The organism is Algoriphagus sp. AK58, assembly GCF_014324365.1.
Classification (GTDB): Bacteria; Bacteroidota; Bacteroidia; order Cytophagales; family Cyclobacteriaceae; genus Algoriphagus.
Map to the genome: position 1 here is coordinate 57,228 of NZ_QEIG01000020.1, position 21,880 is coordinate 79,107.

16 protein-coding genes are annotated in these 21,880 nt (G+C 41.0%); 9 read left to right on the forward strand and 7 right to left on the reverse strand.

The annotated features are described in order from the left end of the window. The first annotated feature begins 2 nt into the window (after positions 1–2). Positions 3–1,100, forward strand: coding sequence for an AI-2E family transporter (locus tag DDT91_RS17190; protein WP_187177429.1), 1,098 nt, complete (start codon positions 3–5; stop codon positions 1,098–1,100). Continuing rightward, entirely contained in the window at positions 1,084–2,013 is a 930-nt protein-coding gene (locus DDT91_RS17195; protein ID WP_187177430.1) for a lipopolysaccharide assembly protein LapB, read from the forward strand. The genes DDT91_RS17190 and DDT91_RS17195 overlap by 17 nt, the downstream gene beginning before the upstream one ends. On the opposite strand, the gene DDT91_RS17200 is transcribed toward DDT91_RS17195, so the two are convergent. The 4 genes from DDT91_RS17200 to DDT91_RS17215 form a co-directional block, all read right to left on the reverse strand. Beyond that, a complete protein-coding gene (locus tag DDT91_RS17200; RefSeq protein WP_187177431.1) occupies positions 2,001–4,931 on the reverse strand; it encodes an ATP-binding protein in 2,931 nt (976 codons plus the stop codon). The two genes, DDT91_RS17195 and DDT91_RS17200, sit on opposite strands and share 13 nt — an antisense overlap. Positions 4,932–5,059: 128 nt before the next feature. Then, positions 5,060–6,262 carry a porin gene (locus DDT91_RS17205; protein WP_187177432.1) on the reverse strand — a complete coding sequence of 401 codons (1,203 nt, stop codon included), beginning with the start codon at positions 6,260–6,262 and terminating at the stop codon, positions 5,060–5,062. A gap of 67 nt (positions 6,263–6,329) precedes the next feature. Next, the gene (locus DDT91_RS17210) at positions 6,330–8,591 is read right to left on the reverse strand and encodes an aconitate hydratase (RefSeq protein ID WP_187177433.1); all 2,262 of its coding nucleotides are present in this window, start codon (positions 8,589–8,591) and stop codon (positions 6,330–6,332) included. Between the two features lie 138 nt (positions 8,592–8,729). Continuing rightward, positions 8,730–10,046 carry a TIGR00366 family protein gene (locus tag DDT91_RS17215; protein ID WP_370539336.1) on the reverse strand — a complete coding sequence of 439 codons (1,317 nt, stop codon included), beginning with the start codon at positions 10,044–10,046 and terminating at the stop codon, positions 8,730–8,732. Between the two features lie 84 nt (positions 10,047–10,130). Here DDT91_RS17215 and DDT91_RS17220 point away from each other — a divergent pair, with 84 nt between their 5' ends. Further along, the gene (locus DDT91_RS17220) at positions 10,131–11,891 is read left to right on the forward strand and encodes a histidine kinase N-terminal 7TM domain-containing protein (RefSeq protein WP_187177435.1); all 1,761 of its coding nucleotides are present in this window, start codon (positions 10,131–10,133) and stop codon (positions 11,889–11,891) included. A 6-nt stretch (positions 11,892–11,897) separates the two neighbouring features. On the opposite strand, the gene DDT91_RS17225 is transcribed toward DDT91_RS17220, so the two are convergent. Continuing rightward, positions 11,898–12,929, reverse strand: coding sequence for an acyl-CoA reductase (locus tag DDT91_RS17225; protein WP_255502172.1), 1,032 nt, complete (start codon positions 12,927–12,929; stop codon positions 11,898–11,900). 121 nt (positions 12,930–13,050) lie between these two features. On the opposite strand from DDT91_RS17225, the gene DDT91_RS17230 reads away from it, so the two are divergent. The 5 genes from DDT91_RS17230 (at position 13,051) to cas6 (ending at position 17,260) form a co-directional block, all read left to right on the forward strand. Then, positions 13,051–13,398 carry a 4Fe-4S binding protein gene (locus DDT91_RS17230; protein ID WP_187177436.1) on the forward strand — a complete coding sequence of 116 codons (348 nt, stop codon included), beginning with the start codon at positions 13,051–13,053 and terminating at the stop codon, positions 13,396–13,398. A 267-nt stretch (positions 13,399–13,665) separates the two neighbouring features. After that, a complete protein-coding gene (locus DDT91_RS17235) occupies positions 13,666–13,995 on the forward strand; it encodes a DUF3276 family protein (RefSeq protein ID WP_187177437.1) in 330 nt (109 codons plus the stop codon). Positions 13,996–14,081: 86 nt separating this feature from the next. Further along, the gene (locus tag DDT91_RS17240) at positions 14,082–15,176 is read left to right on the forward strand and encodes an AI-2E family transporter (RefSeq protein WP_187177438.1); all 1,095 of its coding nucleotides are present in this window, start codon (positions 14,082–14,084) and stop codon (positions 15,174–15,176) included. Beyond that, on the forward strand, positions 15,176–16,273 hold the full coding sequence (gene ychF / locus DDT91_RS17245) for a redox-regulated ATPase YchF (RefSeq protein WP_187177439.1): 1,098 nt from the start codon (positions 15,176–15,178) through the stop codon (positions 16,271–16,273). Before DDT91_RS17240 ends, ychF begins: the two co-directional genes overlap by 1 nt. A gap of 99 nt (positions 16,274–16,372) precedes the next feature. After that, positions 16,373–17,260: a CRISPR-associated endoribonuclease Cas6 gene (cas6, locus tag DDT91_RS17250; RefSeq protein WP_187177440.1), complete on the forward strand. Its 888-nt coding sequence runs from the start codon at positions 16,373–16,375 to the stop codon at positions 17,258–17,260. Between the two features lie 40 nt (positions 17,261–17,300). Here cas6 and DDT91_RS17255 read toward each other — a convergent pair whose 3' ends face one another. Together DDT91_RS17255 and DDT91_RS17260 are read right to left on the reverse strand one after the other, a co-directional pair. Continuing rightward, positions 17,301–18,569, reverse strand: coding sequence for a DUF5103 domain-containing protein (locus tag DDT91_RS17255; RefSeq protein WP_187177441.1), 1,269 nt, complete (start codon positions 18,567–18,569; stop codon positions 17,301–17,303). A 29-nt stretch (positions 18,570–18,598) separates the two neighbouring features. Further along, complete coding sequence (locus DDT91_RS17260; RefSeq protein ID WP_187177442.1) at positions 18,599–20,524, reverse strand: ABC-F family ATP-binding cassette domain-containing protein; 1,926 nt, start codon at positions 20,522–20,524, stop codon at positions 18,599–18,601. A gap of 91 nt (positions 20,525–20,615) precedes the next feature. On the opposite strand from DDT91_RS17260, the gene DDT91_RS17265 reads away from it, so the two are divergent. Beyond that, positions 20,616–21,803: a sorbosone dehydrogenase family protein gene (locus tag DDT91_RS17265; protein WP_187177443.1), complete on the forward strand. Its 1,188-nt coding sequence runs from the start codon at positions 20,616–20,618 to the stop codon at positions 21,801–21,803. Positions 21,804–21,880: the final 77 nt, after the last annotated feature.

Below are 21,880 nucleotides of genomic sequence, written 5' to 3' on the forward strand. Positions count from 1 at the left end.
GTATGAAAACCAAACAATTTTCTATCCCATCCTACCTGAAGGCGCTTTCAGTCATGGTATTCATCATTGTGCTGGTTTTCTTTTTGATTGTTGGTAAAGGGCTGCTTGTTCCTTTATTTATGGGGGGGTTCTTTGCCATACTTTTTACCCCTTTCAGTGACTTTTTAGAAAAGAAAAGAGTTCCCAGAACGCTCACCTGTGTGATCTCCCTTTTATTGATGACGTTTACCGTGGCTGGATTGATCAGTTTTATAATTGGCAATATGGTCAGTTTTACAAAAGACTTCACTAACGTCTCAGACCGAATCAATACTGTAGCATTGGAAATTGATCACTGGACACATTCCACTTTTGGAATCAATGAAAATTTTGCATCCAAAATGGATTCAGAGGCCATTTTAAAATTTGTAAATGAAAATAGCAGCAGCATTTCTGCTTTTGCCCTCAATGCGATAGGATCCCTGTCCGGATTGGTATTGATTCCGATTTTCATGTTTTTCTTTCTGCTTTACAGGGATCATTTGACCAAAATGATGGTCAAAATCTATCGGGATAAAGATCCTGCCTTGGTAAAAATCCGGATCACCAGTCTACGTAAGATTATCCTAAACTATATCTCAGGAGTAGGAAAAGTGATGATTATCCTTGCCATATTAAACATTACTGCCTACTCGATCATAGGTGTAAAGCATGCCGTTTTTTTTGGAATTCTTGGCGCCATCTTAAACATAATTCCATACATAGGTCCCCTAATTGGAGTCAGCCTTCCGGTCATTTACTCCTTCCTGACCATGGATAGTCTTATTTATCCCATACTTATTTTAGGGGCTTATCAGGTAATCCAGCTGGTGGAAGGAAATTTTCTAACTCCAAAAATTGTGGGCAGCAATGTCAACCTCAACGCTTTTATTACTTTTTTGGGTTTATTGATTGGAGGATCCATCTGGGGAGTGGCAGGTATGATCTTAGTCATCCCTACGCTGGCGATTTTAAGAGAAATTTTTGATCTCTCGGAATCAACCAAACCTTTTGCCTTACTTTTGGGGGAAGAAAAAGAAGAAGAAAAAGAGAATAAACAAACGGATGAAACTATCAATTAGCATTTTTTTATTCCTTGCTTTTGTTTGGTCAGGATGCGACAGCCTGGAAGATAAAAAAGGGAGATTTTTACTCAAGGGCAATGAAAAAATGGAGGAAAATGATCCAAAAACGGCTATTGGCTTCTATCAGGAAGCCATTGCGTTGGATTCTACCTATTCGGATGCCTATTATAACAAAGCTATGGCCCACCTCCGACTCAATCAGCTGGAAGAAGCCATCGGAGATTTAAGTAAGTCAATTCAGTTTCGACCAGATTATTTTGAGGCCATATTTCAGCGGGGAATATGCTATTTGGATAACGGAGAATTTTATAAAGCCCGTGAAGATGCCGAGCGCCTGCTAAAGTTGAATTCGGAAAACTGGAAATCACACTTTTTAAATGGCCTTGCTCAAGAAAAGCTCAAAAACTATCCGGCTGCATTGGAGGCTTTTGAAAGTGCCGCAGTGCTGGAGCCCAGTAATTCCGATTTACTTGTCAATCAAGCCACTATCCTGTTTTACCAAAAACAATTCGAGAAGGCTAAATCTATCCTGGATCAGGCAGAAAAAATTAACCCAGGAGAGCCAAATTTACACAATCTGCGCTCCATGATCTTCTTCGAAGAAGGTGATTATCAGCTTGCCTTGGATGCTGTAGAAAAAGCAATCACGCTGGACAATCGACAAGCTTATTTCTACAATAATAAGGGACTCTATTTATTGTTTTTAGACCAAAAAGAAGAAGGTCTGAACCTGATTAACCAAAGCATTCAGATGGATCCCAAAAATCCTTTTGCCTTGCGAAACAAAGGCATTTATTATGTGATGATGGGAGATAAAGTTTCTGCGTTGTCTTACTTGTCGGATCTGGCAAAAAATTATCCCGACATGGAATTGGTTAAGGAATATCTGGAAAAAGCTCAGGCTTTGTAATTCTTCTCAGTGATCACTTCTTTGATCTTCTTCAAAAGTTCGGCAGCATCAATAGGTTTGGCCACAAAACCTTCAAATCCGCATTCATCGATTTTTTCCATGATTTCCAATTTTGCAGCAGCCGTAAGTGCAATAACCGGCGTTTCGGAAAACTCCTTGATCGCTACTGTAGCTTCAAACCCATCCATGACAGGCATTTGAATATCCATCAGGATACAGTCGTAGTTTCCTTTCTTTACAGCTTCCACTGCTTCCTGACCGTTTTCGACTCGGTCATAGGTAAAACCCCATTTCTTAATAATCTTACCCAAAACCAAGGAGTTGACCTCATTGTCTTCTGCCATCAACAAATGAAGCTTGTCCAATGATACCGGCTTTCTTTTGCTCTCCTGAATATATACCAGATCCTCTTCGGATCTTTCTAACTCTAAGTCAAAAAAGAATCTACTACCCTTACCAACAGCTGATTCAAGAGCAATCTTTCCACCCATCAGATTCAGCAGTTTACGGGTAATGGAAAGTCCCAGACCGGTACCTCCATATTTGGTGCTGAAGGTGGGCCTGACTTGGTCGAAATCATTAAAGATTTTTTCTTGATTTTCTGGAGCTATCCCTATACCGGTGTCCTTCACCTCAAAATAAACTTTAACCTTGTTTCGGATCTGACCAACCAATTCCACTTTGACATCTACATTTCCTTCATTTGTAAACTTCAATGCGTTGGTAATCAAATTATTAAGAACCTGAGAAAGTCGAGTCTTATCTCCTTTCACCGTAATATCCAATCCTTCGGAAAGCTGAAGGGTAAGTTTATTTTTGCTATCGGCGGCATGAAAAGACAAGCCCTTAATGATTTGCTCTAAAAGCTCCTTCAACCGGAACGGATTATTCTCGATGGTCAGTTTTCCTGCCTCAATTTTCTGGAAGTCCAACAAATCATTGATCATGATGATCAAATTGTCTACCGCAAAATTGATGGTATTCAGTGCTGATTTTTGAGAATCCGTAGGATTTTCGTGGAAAAGGGAATAAACCGAGCCTGAGATTGCATTGAGAGGTGTTCTCAGTTCGTGACTGATCATGGAGAGGAAATCCGACTTGATCTGGTTGGCCTTTTCAGCTGCCACTCTTGCTTCATCCAATTTTACCTCAAATTCCTTTTGCTTAGTGATATCTGTCAGATACCCATACCAAACCATATCCCCATTTTCTAAAGACTGAGGCCTTGCAGCACCCAAAACCCAACGATAAGGTTGATCCGATTCCCCGGATTTGACACGAAACTGACACTGCCACGGCTCCATTTTCTTTGCAGAAGCCACTGAGGACATAATGACTGTAGGAAGATCTTGGGGATGAACTTTGGCAATGGCTGCTGAAATATCGTTGAATTGGTAAATCTCCTCTTGGGAAATTCCAAGCACTGAATTTATGCCTTTGGAAAGGAAGGAAAAATTCATCTGACCTTCAGAATTTAAGACCAACTGATATAATCCTCCAGGAACCTGTTCGGTCAAATTCATCAAGAAATCACTGCTCTCTTCGATGGTTTTCTCCAAGGTAATTTGCTCGGTAATATTTCGGAAAGAGAGCAAAACACATTCTTTCTGATCCAGATTTAACCTCTTTGCAGCTACCTCTAAAGTCAAAGAATTTCCATTTTCACTTATCAAAAGAGTGGAAAACCTTGAAATAATCGTTGTTCCTTTGGAGCTATTGATCCAATCTGACCAAACGTTTTCCTCTTCAAAAAAAATATTGAGGTCACTTAGATGCTTAACCTTTGATTCATCTTTGATGCCAAAAAGATTTATCGACTCGCGATTGATTGACAAGATGGTCCCTTGATCATCCACTAACATCATGGACTCTGGGCTTTCGGCCCATATCGATTTCTGAATTTGAATTTCCTTTTGGAGAAGTTCCTTGGCCGAATTATCCCAAAAAACACCCCACAATGAAGAAGGATTGGATTTGGGCTTGTATACAATTGACCCTAGTTTTTTTCCGGAACTTAACTGGATTTCTCCCTGGTAATTTTCTTTAAAATGAACCTCTGAATCTAATCCACCCAAAAAATTCAAGAGTTGGTCTTTGACTTCTTCCCTATGAGGTTCTTTGATTTGAAACTTTTGAAAAAAATGTTCTTCTCCCTGATTCCAGGAAAATTCACGGGTGGTAATGGAGAATTTCCAAGAAGCTGAGTTGGCAAGGGATGGGATTTGATCAGCCAAAGTTGAAAAATATCTTTCATCCTCTTGAGTAGATATTCTATTGGAGATGTCTCTCGCAATTACAAAGAATGAATCCTGAGTAAACTGAATAGAACACTCCAAATACCGATATGTGCCATCTTTTGCCTTAAATCGAAAGGTCTGAAAAGCATGCTCTTGAGATTTGCTTTGGACTTTCCAAAAAGCTTGGAGATCACTTAAGTCCTCTTCATGAATAAAAGAACAGAGATTGGTATTCAGCAATTCGGCCGGTTCATACCCCAAAACAGGTAAAACCATCGAATTTAAGTAAGTCAAATAGTCATACTTACCAATTGCTATTAAATCCAGCTTTGAGGTGAAAAATTGGTAGGCTTCCTTCTTGTTGGGAAGTCCATGGGTTTTGATTTCCTTTCCTTTATAAAACAGAAAATAATTTGATCCGCTATCTTGAGGCAATTCAAGTCGGAAAGAATAATCCTTGTGGTTGTGGGCAAGAACCAATTCTTCTTTGAAGATATAAGCATTGATATCCAGGCCTAGTCCTACGAGACTTCTGTCTTTAAGGGTTTCTCCAATTTGCTCGTCAAAAGACTCATTGGCATAAAAAATAGAATAGGGATACGTATCATCAGCCAAAAAAACCATTTCCGATGACTCGTAAATGATCTTCTTAAACGTACTGTTTATCCCTTTGTCCTGCATCAAATTGCTGATTGTAGTGCTTCCTTACGAAAAGAAATAAAACTTTCCGTAACAGCAGTAAACATACAGCAAATTGTATTTCGTAGCAAGTTTTTAAATTTATAAATACAATTTTTTGTAAAAAAAATTTAGATCCCAAATTCAACTTGAAATACTCCAAACCAAAAATTGGACGTATTGATCAACTGTAATGTATTATTTGACCATCCATAACCCACATTTCCCTGGATCTTGATTCGATGACCATTGAGATATCTTGAAAAACCCAAGGCGAGCTCCTCTCCTTGATTTTCAAATGATTTAATTTCCTCATCCGGAATTACCTGCGCGTATCGGAATGCCATTTCAGATTTTTTTGAGATCATTTTACTAGCTTGAAAATTATGCCCTCTACCTACCCAAACCACCCGAGTGGCTCCTATGGAATTACGGGTAATGGGATCGTTGGAGGATCTTTGAAAGTATTCCGCCATGACACCCCAACCCTGGTACTTAAACATCGCATCGGCAATAAAAACCCGTTGATCCCGCTGTTGATATAAATCAGGACCAAGCTGTCCTCTGGATCGGACAGCTTTTTTATTTGAGTTGAAAGTTATTCCAAAGCCCAACTTAGGAGTGGGCTCAAACTCCAAGTCACCTTCTGAATAGTCTCCTGAATTTTTAAATTTTCCAAATGGAAGGAGTTCCAACCTTCCCGTATAACTTAATCCTTCATCACCAGGAGAGGGATTACGGCCTTCCCCCGTACTGATAGCACCTTTCAACTGATACAAGGCTCTTCCTTTTGTAGGCAAGGTGTAATAGGCAAAAAAGCCAAAATCCCGATCAAGCGTAAAAATACCATTTGCAATAGACCGATCTATAAATTGAAGATTCCCAGAACTGATTACTCTTTCCCTGTTTCCAGGTAGTTTGGCCTGCCCAAATCCCACATAAAGGTTAGGAGTGAAATAATAGTGAATAATAGCATCTCGAATGGGCTGAGCAAATCCTCCCCCATCCAAATCCATGTCAGCTTTAGAAAATCCCAATTGGATATAATATTGAATCCTTGGATTTAAGACATAGCCGTCCAGTCTCAACCGCATTCTTCTGACCCTAAAGTCAGTTTGTTCAATGGAAAGATCCTCGCCGCTTTCCGTCCTCACTCCAAATCTATTCTGCATCCTGAATCTAAGATTCAGTTTAAACAGAGAATCTTTCGAAATACTGATGCCATTTTCGACGTTGAGCAAAGCTCTTTCATCGGACTCATTCTGAGCAAAGGAAGGGAAAGCGAAGAGCCCTGAAAGAAGGGAAACTGCAATTATTAGGACTACTTTTTTCATTGGGTTTGGATGCAAAAAAAGCCGTAGCGAAAAATTCACCACGGCCTTTTAATTTAGTCAAAAGAAATTAAGCGTTAGCTTTGATCAAATTCAATGCACTGCCGGCTTTAAACCATTCGATCTGACCCTCATTATAGGTATGATTAGCATGAATAGTATGGCTGCTTCCATCTTTGTGGTTGAGGACTATTTGCAAAGGCTTACCTGGAGCAAATGATGTCAAACCAATAATGTCGATGGCATCATCTTCCTGAATCAAATCATAGTCAGACGGATTGGCAAAAGTCAATGCCAACATGCCCTGCTTCTTTAAGTTTGTCTCATGGATTCGAGCAAATGATTTTACCAGTATTGCTCTTACGCCCAAGAATCTAGGCTCCATTGCTGCATGCTCTCTGGATGATCCTTCACCATAGTTTTCATCTCCAACTACGATAGAACCAATACCCGCAGCTTTATATTGACGCTGGGTGGCTGGTACTTCACCATATTCTCCTGTCAATTGGTTTTTCACTTTGTTGGTCGCGTCATTGAATGCATTTACCGCACCTATCAACATGTTGTTGGAAATGTTGTCCAAATGTCCTCTGTATTTCAACCATGGACCTGCCATTGAAATATGGTCTGTGGTACACTTACCTTTTGCCTTGATCAAAAGTTTCAACCCCTTGAGATCGGTACCTTCCCAAGCAGGGAAAGAATCCAATAACTGAAGTCTATCAGATGTTGGGCTCACCAAAACTTGCACAGAAGAACCGTCCTCTGCCGGAGCTTGATAACCTGCATCCTCCACGGCAAATCCTTTGGTAGGCAATTCCAAACCTTTAGGCTCATCAAGCTTCACTTGATGTCCCTCAGCATTAGTAAGAGTATCCGTCAAAGGATTGAATGTAAGATCTCCGGCAATGGCCAAAGCGGTCACAATTTCAGGTGAAGCCACGAAAGCGTGGGTATTTGGGTTACCATCCGCACGCTTGGCAAAGTTTCTGTTGAATGAAGTAATGATGGAGTTTTTTTCTTGCTTTTCAGCACCATGACGAGCCCACTGACCGATGCAAGGACCGCAGGCATTAGCCAAAACAACCCCTCCCATCTTGCCGAAGGTATCCAGGAACCCGTCTCTTTCCACGGTGTAGCGAACCTGCTCAGAACCTGGAGTAATGGTATATTCAGATTTTGCATTTAGCCTTTTGTCTACAGCCTGCTGAGCAAGGGAAGCAGCTCTGGAGATATCTTCATACGATGAGTTGGTACAAGAACCAATCAAACCAACATCCAATTTAGCTGGCCATCCATTTTCTCTAACGGCAGCTGCAAACTTAGAAATAGGCCAAGCCAAGTCCGGAGTGAAAGGTCCGTTGACGTGTGGTTCTAATTCAGAAAGGTTAATTTCGATCAGTTGGTCGAAGTACTTTTCTGGATTAGCATACACTTCTTCATCACCTGTCAGGTGCTCTGCGATGGCATCTGCCATATCGGCGATATCAGCACGGCCTGTTCCTTTAAGATACGCGGCTGATTTCTCATCATATCCAAAGATGGAAGTGGTAGCCCCGATTTCGGCTCCCATATTACAGATGGTACCTTTTCCTGTGGCAGAGAGCGAACGAGCACCTTCTCCGAAATATTCCACAATGGCACCGGTTCCACCCTTTACAGTCAGAATACCGGCTACTTTTAAAATCACGTCTTTAGCAGAGGTCCAGCCAGACATCTTGCCTGTCAATTTTACGCCGATGAGCTTAGGAAACTTAAGCTCCCATGGCAATCCTGCCATCACGTCGCAGGCATCCGCACCACCAACACCGATGGCGATCATTCCAAGACCACCCGCATTTGGAGTATGAGAGTCTGTGCCGATCATCATTCCACCCGGGAAGGCATAGTTTTCCAATACTACTTGGTGAATAATACCCGCACCTGGTTTCCAGAAGCCGATACCATACTTATTGGACACAGAGGCCAAGAAATCATACACCTCTTTGTTTTTATCCTTTGCTTTGTTCAAATCCTTTTCAGCCCCTACCTCAGCCTGGATCAAGTGATCACAGTGCACAGTGGAAGGCACAGCAACTTTGTCACGGCCAGCCTGCATAAACTGCAACAAAGCCATCTGAGCTGTTGCATCCTGCATTGCTACTCGATCCGGCTGGAAATCCACATAGGATTTCCCTCTTTCAAAAGCTTGACTAGCAGCTCCTTCTGTCAGGTGGGAATAAAGAATTTTTTCTGTCAAAGTAAGTGGTCTTCCAACAGCCTTTCGGGCAGCAGAAATACGCTCCGGAAACCGGGCATACACTTCTTTGATCATCTCGATATCAAAAGCCATCGTTTTGGATATTTAGGTGGATAAAAGGTTCAATTTTTCGCTTGCGAATATAGGAAAAAGCGACTAAAAAGGTAACTCTCATTCACTTCTTAAGGTTCCTAATCGATTTTTTAGCCCCCTAAAACAGTTAAAAAGAAATCAGTACAAAATCCAAATAGCCAACGTCAAAAAAACAAAACCAGATAAGAACAAAATCAGACAGTAGGGAAACAGTCTTCTCACTGAAACTCCGGTAATGGACAACAAGGGTAAGGCCCAAAATGGCTGAAGTAAATTGGTAATCTGATCCCCGTATGAAAAAATCATGGTCATCTTGCCAAGATCCATTCCCCAAGCTTTGGCGGCCTCCAAAATCACAGGACCTTGAATAGCCCACTGCCCTCCCCCGGACGGTATGAGAAGATTGACAAAGGCAGCAGAATAAAATGTTATCAAAGGAAAAAACTCGGGGTTGGTCAGAGATTGGATGTAGTCTGCTAGCTGTAAAAGAACTCCAGAAGAACTGAGCAAACCTAAAATACCCGCATAAAAAGGAAACTGAACCAGAATATCTACAGAAGCCTTCAATCCTTCTCCCACTGCTAAAATAAACTTGTCCCAGCTCCTGAATGCGATCAATACGAGGGAAAAAAGAAGAAAATTGACCCAGTTGAGTGAAATCATTCCCAATCCTTGATCCCGACCCCAGACTACCCCTAACATGAGAACTGCTAGCATGACCACCCCAACGACTCTAGCCAGATTTTGATCTTTCCCTTGACTGATGGGCTTCATCGGAATAGCCGAAACGGACTCTGAAGAAGTATTTGCCGTTTTTGACAAGCCCCAGACTGTAAAAAGGAATACCAAAAACAATCCACTAGTGGTAATAAGATTGAATGATGAAAATAACGTCTTGGAAACGGAAATCAATCCGATCTTTTCCTGAAGGAAATGCCCCTCCCCTGCCACGGTTAAGGGTGCAGATCCTGACAATCCTCCATGCCAAATTCCCATTCCAAGGTAACCTGCAGCAGCAAGGAGCGCTGAGTTGGAAGAAATCCCTTTTGCAACCAGTGATTCTTGAACCGACCGCGCTAACAATGCTCCAATAATCAACCCAAAACCCCAATTCAACAGGCCCGCTATCATGGTAATTGAGGCCACCAAAATTGAGCCCGAAACTAGGCTATCTGGTATGCCTGCAAGGCTTCTTAACAGTTTATTGACAGGTTCATAGACGGCAAGAGCATACCCAAAAACCAATATCATAATCATCTGTAAGGTGAAGCCCAACAAACTGAAAAATCCATCCTGCCAAAATGATACTAACTTCACAGCCTTTTCAATCTGACTCGCACTTTTCAGTTCAATAGTGAAAAATGTAACCCAAAAAGTGACTAGGGTCAAAAGCAAAACCAAACCGAATGGAGTTAGCAATGATTGAAAGAAGTTTCTTGACTGAGTCTTACCCAAAGCTTTTATAGTTGAGAATTTTCACTTAGTATAGAGTAAAATTATAACTCCGATTCCAGAATTTTCTGGAATAGTTTTAGGTAAATGGATATTGTTTTAAACGGTTACGCTATAACCCTACTGATTTCCAGCACTATAGTATTAGGATTTTCCTTGTACATTGGACTGAAGCTGGAGGAATCGGTCAAGTGGATTGCCTTTACCATGCTTTCACTCTCTATTTGGGGATTTTTCTATGGCATAGAACTTACCCAGACTGAAATACAAAGCATGTTATTTTTCACCAAGCTAGAATACATCGGATTGGTGATGGCACCTACTTGCTGGGTAATTTTTGCACTCAAATACACCGGATTTGAGGATAAAACTAAACCCTGGCTATACCCAGTTCTTTTTATACTTCCAGTCTTCATTTATCTGATTGTTCTCACCAACCCACTGCACCAGCTTCACTACAAATCTAATTGGTTAATCACCAAGGGGCCTTTCCCGCTTTTAGGGATAGAAAAAGGACCACTTTACATTGTCCAGGTTATCTATTCTTACGCCTTTTATTTTCTTGGTACCATAGTGATTTGGAAAAGGTTTGAATTTGCCAATTCCCATTTCAAACTTCAAACTCGTCTTTTGATACTCGGAGGTTTCTTTCCTCTTTTCATCAACATTCTTTACCAAACCTCCTGGTTTAGACCTTATGAGGGATTGGATATGACCCCCTACGCTTTTTTGTTTACCTATATCTTTTTAGCTATAGCAATTCTTAAGTTTAATCTACTGAATCTTAAACCCGTAGCTCGAGACAAAATTCTTGAGGTCATGAATCGGGGCGTCTTGGTTTTTGACCATCGCAAAAAAATTGCAGACTTCAATTTGGCCGCAAAAAAATTCTGCCTTCATCCCGAAAAGATACTCATCGGACAACATGCAGAGATCATTTTCAAAGAAAGACCCGAAATACTCGGGCTTCTGGATCAAATGGAACCATCAACTAGAGAAAGCCGGATCAATGGCCCAAATGGTGAGACCATCATAAAAATAGAATCTGTACCGATAAAAGATGGAGGTCCCTTGATTTCAGGAGTTTTATTACTCTTTGATGATATTACGAAGGAGATTCAAATCAACGAGAAATTAAAAAAACAAGCTACAGAATTACAGCAACTTAATGACCTCAAGGATAAATTTTTCAGTATTATTTCCCACGATTTAAAAGGCCCTGTATTCGGTGTTAAAGAATTAATTCATCTCACTCAAACCGGATTGGTTTCAGAAGAAGAATTTATTGCCATGCTGCCTGAAGTATCCAAAAACATGGAGCATGTAGCAATCCTATTAGAAAATCTATTGGCTTGGACTAGTTCCCAGTTACGGGGAGAATATCTTCAGCTTCAAAAAATTGATCTTCAAAAATTAATCACTAGCCAGAAAAACCTGCTGGATCGAATCGCAAAAGAAAAACTGATTGAAATAGAACTATTTGGTTTTGAAAACACCTGGGTAAAGGCAGATAAAAATATGCTTGAACTGATATTTCGAAACCTGATTTCAAATGCAATCAAATTTTCAAAACCCCAGGGCCTGGTAAAAGTCACTTGCCAAAGTGAAGGTGCCAAACATAAAATTTGCGTTCAGGACTTTGGATTGGGTATTTCCGAAGAGAATCTCCAAAAATTGCGGGGTGGAATTTCCTTTACTACCCGAGGTCAAAGTAATGAAAGCGGAACAGGTCTAGGCATGTTGTTGGTGAAGGAATACCTTGAAAAAAATGGAGGAACATTAAAAGTTGACTCCAAGGAAGGGGAAGGTTCTGTTTTTTGTATTGAACTTCCGATTTGGGTAGACTGAAAACGTTTAGCTTAAATCAAGTAAAAATTTAACAGTATCAATTCTATCCGCATAATCCCATGGACCGGGAAGCTGTGCTTGTCCAAAAGGTACAATGCCGCTTATACCAAGGGATGAATCTCCAACCACACATTGAATTTTTGACTCGACAGACTTCAATTTCACCTCCAAGTCCATTTTAGATTCATACTTCTCATAAAAAAGTACCCCAATCGGAGACACCAATTCCTGACTTTCCTTGAGTATCAAAAATCCATTGTCCAAATGTTTCTCCCCATTTACCAAGTAAATGGATTTATTGTATTCGTAATTATTCAGGTATTTATGATGGGTAGCAACCCAGGAAATCGGAGCCAAAGCATCCAATAGCCGAGTTAAGCTCTCTTCATCTTTTACATAGATTTTTGACACATTTCTGCACCCGAGTCCAAAGTATTGGAAGATGTCATTACCAAGATTCCTTAATTCTTCCTCACTTTCTTCTCCTGAAAGGATAGCTACAGAAGTCCGGTTTGCCCGTATAATATGAGGGTACTTCCCAAAATAATACTCAAAATACCTTGCTGAATTGTCACTTCCTGTAGCAATGTAGGCATCCTTGCCTTTGAGCATTTCTTCTACCCTGATAAAATGAGAAAATTTCGGCTCTAGTAATATCAGTTGATCGATTATCCATTTAGAAAAGACTGAATCCGAAGAGCTAAGCTTCACACAGGCAATATGTCCCGTAATCAAAACACAAAGCAAATCGTGAAAACCAACTCCGGGAATGTTTCCAGCCATTAGGATTCCCACCTCTTTTGGTTCTACACTTTCCTTAATTGAATATTTAGAAAGCCATTTTTCGAGATTTTCCCATTTCAAAAGAAAGGAAATCCCCTCTAAAGCAGACTGTAAGGATCTGGGTATAAACCAGGTATTTTGATTTTCTGATCTCCTGAACAGGCTGGATTTCTCCTCTTCCCCCAAATTGGAAATAAGATCTCCCAGCTTACTGAAAGCGTTAATTCTCTCCTGAAGTGACAGCATAAAACTCATGCACAAAGGTATCCAAAAAGACCTGTAGCATGGAATAAATTTAAATTAATTAGTATGACAACTTTTTTATTGCCTCAATGTTGAGGAGATTGTACTTTTGAAACATCAAAACTGAAGACCTATGGCTATAATGATCACAGACGAATGCATCAATTGTGGTGCATGCGAACCTGAATGCCCAAATACAGCGATTTATGAAGGTGGTGTAGAATGGACTTGGGGCGGTGGTACCAATCTTAAAGAAGTGACTCTAGAGGATGGTACGGTAGTGAGCGCAACTGAAAAGCAAGCTCCTGTTTCCGACGAATTCTATTACATCGTAACTGCAAAGTGCACGGAATGTAACGGATTCCACGAGGAGCCACAATGTGCTGCAGTATGCCCGGTAGACTGCTGCGTAGATGACCCTGATCACCGTGAAACCGAAGAAGAATTGTTGGCAAAAAAAGCATTCTTACATGGTGAATAATAATTTTGAGTGGCAGTAATGCCACTCATTTTTTGCCTCTTTGGCACCTACTTTTTCATAAAAATTTCATCAAGGGTATTTTTTTACTGCTCTTGAAGATTTTTAATTTGTCTAACGAGCATTTATTTATTTCTGATTTTTAACTTTTTATACCTGTTTTTATACATGTCTTCAAAAAAAAGTCGAATTAGCTTTTGAATTCTACCTAGGTTTTGTTTTATCTTAGGTCCAATATTTAAAAAAATCAACCCCAAATCAGAGAGCACTGTGGAAGATCACCGAGGATATGATAGAGATGAGATTTTCTCTAAAAAAGTGAAGGCAGGAAAAAGAACTTACTTTTTTGATATAAAGGCAACACGAGGAAATGATTACTACTTGACCATTACGGAAAGTAAACGCCGGGTAAACGGGGACAACTTCAGTTATGAAAAGCACAAGATTTTCCTGTACAAGGAGGATTTTTTTAAGTTCGTGAACGCACTCAACGAGGCCGTAGATCACATTAAAAATGACCTTATGCCGGATTTCGATTTTGAGAAGTTTGAGAACGAAGATTCTGAAAATGAAATGAATGATGAACTTCGCTGGGAATAAGCAAAGTACCTGGAATTCTATCGGAAGACCACATTAACAACTTATATTTGAGGAGGCATTAGCCTCCTTTTCTTTTATCCCTATCGATGCAAAGGTTTTTCATCTATCTAATCCTATTTCTTGCCGCCTTCCTTATTTTCGGTTGGTATTTTTCTAATATTACCCTATACCTGGTCATATCTCTAATATTGGCAGCCCTTCTTCGACCTTTAACAAATAGAATAAACGATTTTCATTTGGTGGGCCAACATATTCCCAGGTGGTTGGCTATTTTGGTTTCATACACTGCAATCGTTTTTTTACTCTTTCTGCTAAGCCTGGTTTTCTTTCCTCTAATTAACCAGCAGGTCATCATATTAAGTGAACTGGATTTAGAAGGCATTTATTTTCAAATCCAAGAACCTGTAGGAAAGCTTGAACGATTTATGATCAGGTATCAATTACTAGAAAACAAGCCGGGCTTTCTCTTTGAGGAAATCAAACAATCTGTACTGGAAACCATCAAAAAATTTGATTTTGGTGGATTTATCAGCAATCTAATTTCACTTACCAGTAGCCTACTGATTGGCACGCTAGCGGTGGCTTTTATTACTTTTTTCCTTCTTTTAGAAAATGGCTTGCTTCGAAGAAATTTGTTAAATCTTATTCCAAATGCCTATTTCGAACTTTCAGTAGCAACTTTTACAAAGGTGGAAAAATTGCTATCCAATTACCTCTTTGGACTTCTAATCCAAGTTCTGGCCATTTTTTCTCTTGCTGGATTTGGGCTTACCCTTGCTGGTGTAGAGTATGCTCTTACCATCGCTCTATTTGCTGCCATTGCAAATTTGATCCCTTATGCCGGTCCCATTTTAGGGACTGTTTTTGGAATCATCGTAGGTATTTCTACCGGCACCTTTTCCACAGATGCAGAGTACACTTATTTCTTGATCAAAATCATTTCGGTTTTTGCGGCAGTCCAAATTACTGACAACGTACTTCTTCAGCCTATGATTTTTTCCAAATCCGTAAAAGCTCATCCCCTTGAAATATTTGTTATTATCTTTGCCGGGGCAAAAATCGCCGGCATTGTCGGGATGATATTTGCGATCCCTGTATATACCATTTTCAGAGTATCGGTGATGGAATTTTACAAGGGATATAAATCCTACCGAATCTTTAAAATTAAAGCAACGAATTAATGGCATTACAATGTGGCATTGTGGGTCTTCCAAACGTGGGAAAATCCACTTTGTTTAATGCGCTTTCCAGCGCAAAAGCAGAAGCAGCAAACTTTCCATTTTGCACCATCGAACCCAATGTGGGAGTGGTCTCAGTTCCTGACAAGAGACTCCAAATTCTCGAAAGTCTAGTTAATCCACAACGGGTCGTCCCTACTATCATAGAGTTTGTAGACATTGCAGGATTGGTAAAAGGAGCCTCAAAAGGTGAAGGTCTGGGAAATAAATTCCTGGCAAATATCCGTGAGGTAGATGCGATTATCCACGTGATTCGATGCTTTGAAGACAGCAATATTGTCCATGTGGCTGGAGGAGTAGATCCAATTTTTGATAAAGAAGTGATCGATACAGAGCTTCAATTGAAAGATCTGGAATCGGTAGAAAAGAAAATCTCGCGAATCGAGAAAATTGCCAAATCCGGTGATGCTAAGGCTAAACGAGAGTTGGAAATTCTAAATCAGTTTAAAGAAGGATTAACCTCGGGACTCAATGCCCGAGCTATTGAAGTAGATAAAGAAGACCTGGAGGCCGTTCGAGATTTACACCTGTTGACCATCAAGCCTGTACTTTATGTTGCCAATGTGGACGAAGGGAGTATCCTGACCGGAAACAAATTTGTGGATCAGCTTCGGGAGAAAGTAAAGGAAGAAAATGCAGATGTCATCGTTCTTTGTGCTGCCATAGAATCTCAAATTGCAGAATTCGAGGATGCCGATGAAAAAGCTATGTTCCTTTCCGAATATGGATTAGAGGAAAGTGGCTTAAACAAATTGATTTCAGGCGCGTATTCGTTACTAAATCTGATAACCTATTTCACTGCAGGTGTACAGGAAGTGAGAGCCTGGACTATCCGAAAAGGCTGGAAGGCACCTCAAGCAGCTGGAGTAATTCATACCGATTTTGAGAGAGGTTTTATAAAGGCGGAAGTAATAAAATTGAACGACTACCAACAATTTAAGACTGAAGCAGGTTGTAGAGAAAACGGTAAAATTTCAATAGAAGGCAAAGAATATGTCGTTCAGGACGGTGATATCATGCATTTTAGATTTAATGTTTGACATTTCCTGAAAAATATTTGTAGTTTTACGGTGCTTATCCACCCAATAAATTAAAGAGTATTTTAATTCAAAAATTGTCTCATTTTATTTTTAATCACCGTGAGAGTTAGACTAATATTTTCACTAAAAAACAAAGGCTCTTATCTGCCTTTTCACCATCAGTACATCCTTGCACAATTCCTTAAGGGGTTAATTGTAAAAGGTGGCCGTGAAGAATTCTTCAACTACAACTATTTCAATTTCTCTGGCCTGAAAGGTCAGACTAAAGTGAGTAGAAGTGGCTTGCATTATTATTCAAGCCTTGTAACCTTGGTGCTTTCTTCACAGAGTGAAGAATTTATGGATTATCTCCTTGAACAGGTTTTTGCCACCCCGAAAATCGAACTGGGCAATTTGATCCTATCACCCGAATACACTGAATTGGAAGTAGAACCAACTTTGGAAACTTCTAACAAGTTTGTGTGTATCTCACCTCTTGTGCTTATCACCCCAGCATTCAATGAGGAAGCGGGAAAAAGATTCATCAATCCTGACAGTGACGAGTTTTCGGATTTGCTATATGAATCTACCCTGACAAGAATGGAAAAGTCAGGCTGGTACACTCCTGAGCAAATGGAATCTTTCTACAAATTCCAAGTAGTGCCGGACATGGTCTATGTCAACAAGCTGAAAGAACAGCAAAAGAAATTTGCCAGAATCTACGCAGTGTATGACATGGATGTAAAGTATGAAGTAAGAGGATATACCTTACCTTTTACATTATATGCTGCTCCGGAAGTTCAGGATTTCGTATTCAAATGTGGCCTCGGGGCATTTACCCACAAAGGATTTGGTATGCTTGACCTCGCCAACCACCCAGCAGGCAACAGAACAACGACTTACAAATTCAAAAGAGAAGGATTTGTGCCCTACAAACCTACAGAGCGAGTCAGACAAAATGTGGCTCCGACTTCTGAGGAGGACATGGATGCTTCAGAAGAATTTTAATTCATTAGAGAAAATCCCCTGTACATACAGGGGATTTTTTTTATATCCTTCTTCGATTGGGGTGGAGATACACATATCCAACCAATTGATCATACCGGGAACCTAAAGCACGGTAGTACACCAAAACTTCATACTCATTCTCGGTCTGAAAATGACTGCCTTCAAAAGACTGAGTATCAATCTCTCCACCTTCCCCAACAAAACCATACTGATAGTCATACCAGCCCTGCTTCAGTAAGAGAGAGGTAGAGTAAAGATTTGTTTTTGGATCATAGATCATTTTAGCCTCGGGCATTTTTCCCCATCCACTAAGAGAACCAAGCATTCTAACTTCCCTTCCCGGGTCGGCCTTTAAATAAAAAGTAGTGTAAATGTACTCACTTTCAACTTCAGGATTTCCTCCGGGCCTATCATTTGTCACCACCAAATATTGCCCATTTAGATCGAGGTATTGAGAATAAGGACCTCCAGGCCTTGGGGTATCAATCATACTCTCCGCTAAGATTACAGATTCCTCCACAATCACAGAAGCGATATTTACACCTGTAGCTCGAATGAATCGTAAATCCACAAATCGAAATTCATTCCCGGCCCTAAAAGTACTTTCTCCCTGAAAGGGCTCATACCGAAGGGTTTTGGTATTTTGGTTGATAAATGTCGGCTTACCAAGAAATTTAGCGTTATCCCATCGCTGGTTTTGTCTGATTACTAATTTGATTTGAGTAGTGGGGTCCACCACTTCAACTTTGGAATAGTTAACCAAGGCATTAATTTGCTGCAAAGCACTTCTGTCTTCAGTCTGGGTAGGAGGAACTACACTTGCTCCCACATTAAACAGCTCCTCATAAACCATAAATCTCCTGGTTAAAATCACCTCATTTTCATTTCGGTTTTTATAAACCTTAATAACATAATTCCCTGATTTGGTCACCCTAGGAAGCGTAAAATAATAATGGATATAAGGAATCCGGGTATTCACAGAATAATTGTAATCCTGGATGTTGAATTCGTTGAATGCAACCGAAAAATCATTATCCCTTAATCCTGACTTTTTCCAGTCTGCATCACAATGAATCAACTTGGTAGTATAGAGCTCTGGATCAAAAGCCAAATCATCAAATAGTAAAACCAATGGCCTTGGATCAGAAATGGAAACTACCGGAGCATCCAAAGGGCTATCTTGGGATGCCCCCATTGGAAACAATCGAACAGATTGAATATGCTCAGAATACACTTTGTCTTCCAATACCTGAGCTAGAGATAGGCCAGACATCAAAAAGAACAGTACTGCCAATAGGTTGCTTTTCATTTTCTTTTTCTTGAGCCAATACTTGATTTTTATTTTGTCAACTCTTGTAATTCTGAAATCTGATCTACCAGATTTTCCCACTTGGCATTAGCCTCATATAAGTTACTTTGTAGGCTTTGATAGCTCTCCTGAACTTTTTGTGCTTTTTCTTCATCGGAATAAATTTCCGGATCCGCCATTTTTTCCTCAATTTCTGATTTTAGCAAATCCAAGGTCTCAATCTCTTTTTCCACTTTAGCCAATTGCTCCTCTAGTTTTTTGAGATCACGTTTAGCTTGCTGGATCTCAGGTGAGCTCCTAGGGGTAAGCTGAGGCTTTTTCTCCACTTTTTGAACCACTGGGGCTACCGCCTTAGTTTCCGCCTGTTGGCTTCTCCAGAATTCATATTCATCGTAAGTACCCGGATACTCTTTGATCTCCTGATTTTCTATATACCAAATCTTATTCGCCACACCTTTGATAAAATGTCGGTCGTGAGAAACGGTGATAAAAGTACCCTCATACTGTTGCAAAGCCTGAATCAAAATATTCACCGACTGGAAATCCAGGTGGTTGGTAGGTTCGTCCAGCAGAAGGAAATTGGCTTCCGAAATCAAGGTTTTTGCCAAGGCAACGCGGGACTTTTCTCCACCAGATAATACTTTGATCTTTTTGTAAACTTCCTCATTGGAAAACAGAAAGCAGCCCAATACGCCACGAAGCTCCATTTCGGTTTTTCCGCTCCCCGCTTGGGACATTTCCTGAATGATCTCATTGTCCAAAGTCAAAGCCTCCAACTGATGCTGCGCAAAAAAGGACTTGATGACATTATGACCTTCAGTTCTGCTGCCTTGAATTTGCTCGGTCCCGGCAATGATTCGCAGTAAAGTCGATTTCCCTTTCCCGTTAGCTCCAATTAGTGCGATTTTGTCTCCACGTTCGATCCGGGCAGTGGTATTTTTCAGGATCACCAGATCTCCATAAGACTTGGAGACGTGATCCAAAACCACCACATCCCTCCCAGATTTCTGGGAAAACTTAAATTTGAAATTGACAAAGGCTTCATCATTGACGACCTCATGCACACGCTCCATTCGGTCCAAAGCTTTGATTCGGGACTGAACCTGATTGGATTTGGTGGCTTTGGCGCGGAATCGCTCGATAAACCGCTCGGTCTGCTTGATCATCTGCTGTTGATTCTCATAGGCATTCTGCTGAAGTTCCATGCGAAGCTTCTTTTCCTCCTTATAAAAAGAGTAATTGCCCGGATAGGAAGTCAGTGTCTGATTGGCCACTTCGACCGTGGTGCTGATACAATTATCTAAAAATGTCTGATCGTGAGAAACGACAATGACCGCTCCTTCATAGTTTTTCAGGTAATTTTCCACCCACTGAATCGAGGGCAAATCCAGGTGGTTGGTCGGTTCATCCAACATCAGTAAGGAAGGTTTTTCCAACAGCAACTTGGCGAGCATCACCCGCATTCTCCAGCCTCCTGAAAATTGACGAAGTGGCTTTTGGAGATCAGCCGTCTGAAAACCGATTCCTTCCAGCACCTCTTCAGCTTTGGCTTTGATCGTATAGCCTTCATTGGATTCAAATCGCTCCTGTAAATAGGCCAATCGATTGATCACCTCCTCCGAATAATCAGTTTCCATCTGCTTGAGCACCTTATCAATCTCTTCCTGAAGCGCCAAAGTTTCTTTGAAAGCAGCCAATGCCACATTCAAGATGCTTTCATCCGACTGATAGGAAAGTAAATCCTGATTTAAAAATCCGATCGTGCAATCTTTTGCTTTTTGTACGTCTCCAGTGGTAGGTTGGTAGTCTCCGTTGATGATCTTAAGCAAAGTGGACTTGCCTGTACCATTTTGGCCTACCAGACCAATTTTGTCTTTGGGCTTAATATGAAGGTTGGCATTTTCGTACAGGGCTCGTCCGCCGATGAAATAGGAAAGGTTGCTAATCGATAACATGGCGCAAAAATAACCATTGCCCCGCTTATCCACTTGCTCTGGCAAAACAATCTCTGAAGTATTAGCTTATTTTTACAAAAACCCCAAACCCATGAATTACCTCAGACCTCTTGCTTTCTCCCTTGCACTGGGATTTCTCTCTTTAAATGCCAGCTGCCAGGGAAAGCTCTCACCCGTGTCAACTTCCAACGGGAATAACAAAAAGGACATCCGAAGTGCCAAAGCCGATGTCAAACTCGATCAGATCAAACTTCCAGCAGGCTTCAAAATCGATGTTTGGGCAGCAGATGTACCCAATGCCCGCTCGATGGCCATCTCGGACAATGGAATTGTCTTTGTCGGCAACCGGCAGGAGAAAAATGTCTATGCACTGGTTGATGAAAACGCGGATGGCAAGGCGGATTACAAATTCATCCTAGCCGAGGGTCTCCGAATGCCAAATGGAGTGGCTTACAAAAATGGAGATCTCTATGTGGCCGAAGTCAACCGAATCCTTCGCTTCAAAGACATCAAAAACAACCTGACTACTCCGAAATTTGAGGTCGTTTACGATGGCTACCCGACTGACGGGCATCACGGCTGGAAATTCATCGCCTTTGGGCCTGATGGAATGCTTTATGTGCCAGTGGGTGCTCCTTGCAATATCTGCGAAAAAGAAAATCCGATTTACGCGAGCATCACCCGATTGGATGTAAGCAAGCCCGGTGCGAAGCCTGAAGTATATGCGAGTGGTGTAAGAAATACAGTTGGGTTTGCATGGCATCCTCAAAGCAAAGAACTGTGGTTTACAGACAATGGTCGCGACATGATGGGTGATGATGTGCCTGACTGCGAACTCAATCGAGCTACTGCCAAAGGCCAACACTTCGGCTATCCGTATTGGCATGCCGGCACGGTAAAAGATCCGGAATTTGGAAGCAAAGGAAAAGAGGCTTCTGCTTATGTGGCTCCTGCGGCAAAAATGGGAGCACACACGGCCCCGCTTGGCATGCGCTTTTACCAAGGCGGCATGTTCCCAACAACCTATAAAAACAACGCAATCATCGCAAAGCACGGAAGCTGGAACCGCAGCAAAAAGTCCGGCTACGAAGTCGTTTTGGCAAAAATCGATGCCAGTGGAAAAGTTACCGGACAGGAAGTGTTTGCTTCAGGCTGGCTCAATCCGGCAACTCAAGATGTATGGGGACGACCTGTGGACGTTCAGGAATTGCCTGATGGCAGCTTGCTCATCTCTGACGATATGGCCAACTGCATCTATCGAGTGACTTATGCTAAATAAACTAAAGGGGCCTAACGGCCTCTTTTTTTTTAAACCATTAAGAAATTGAGAACATTAAGAGGAGGAAAATTTTGAAC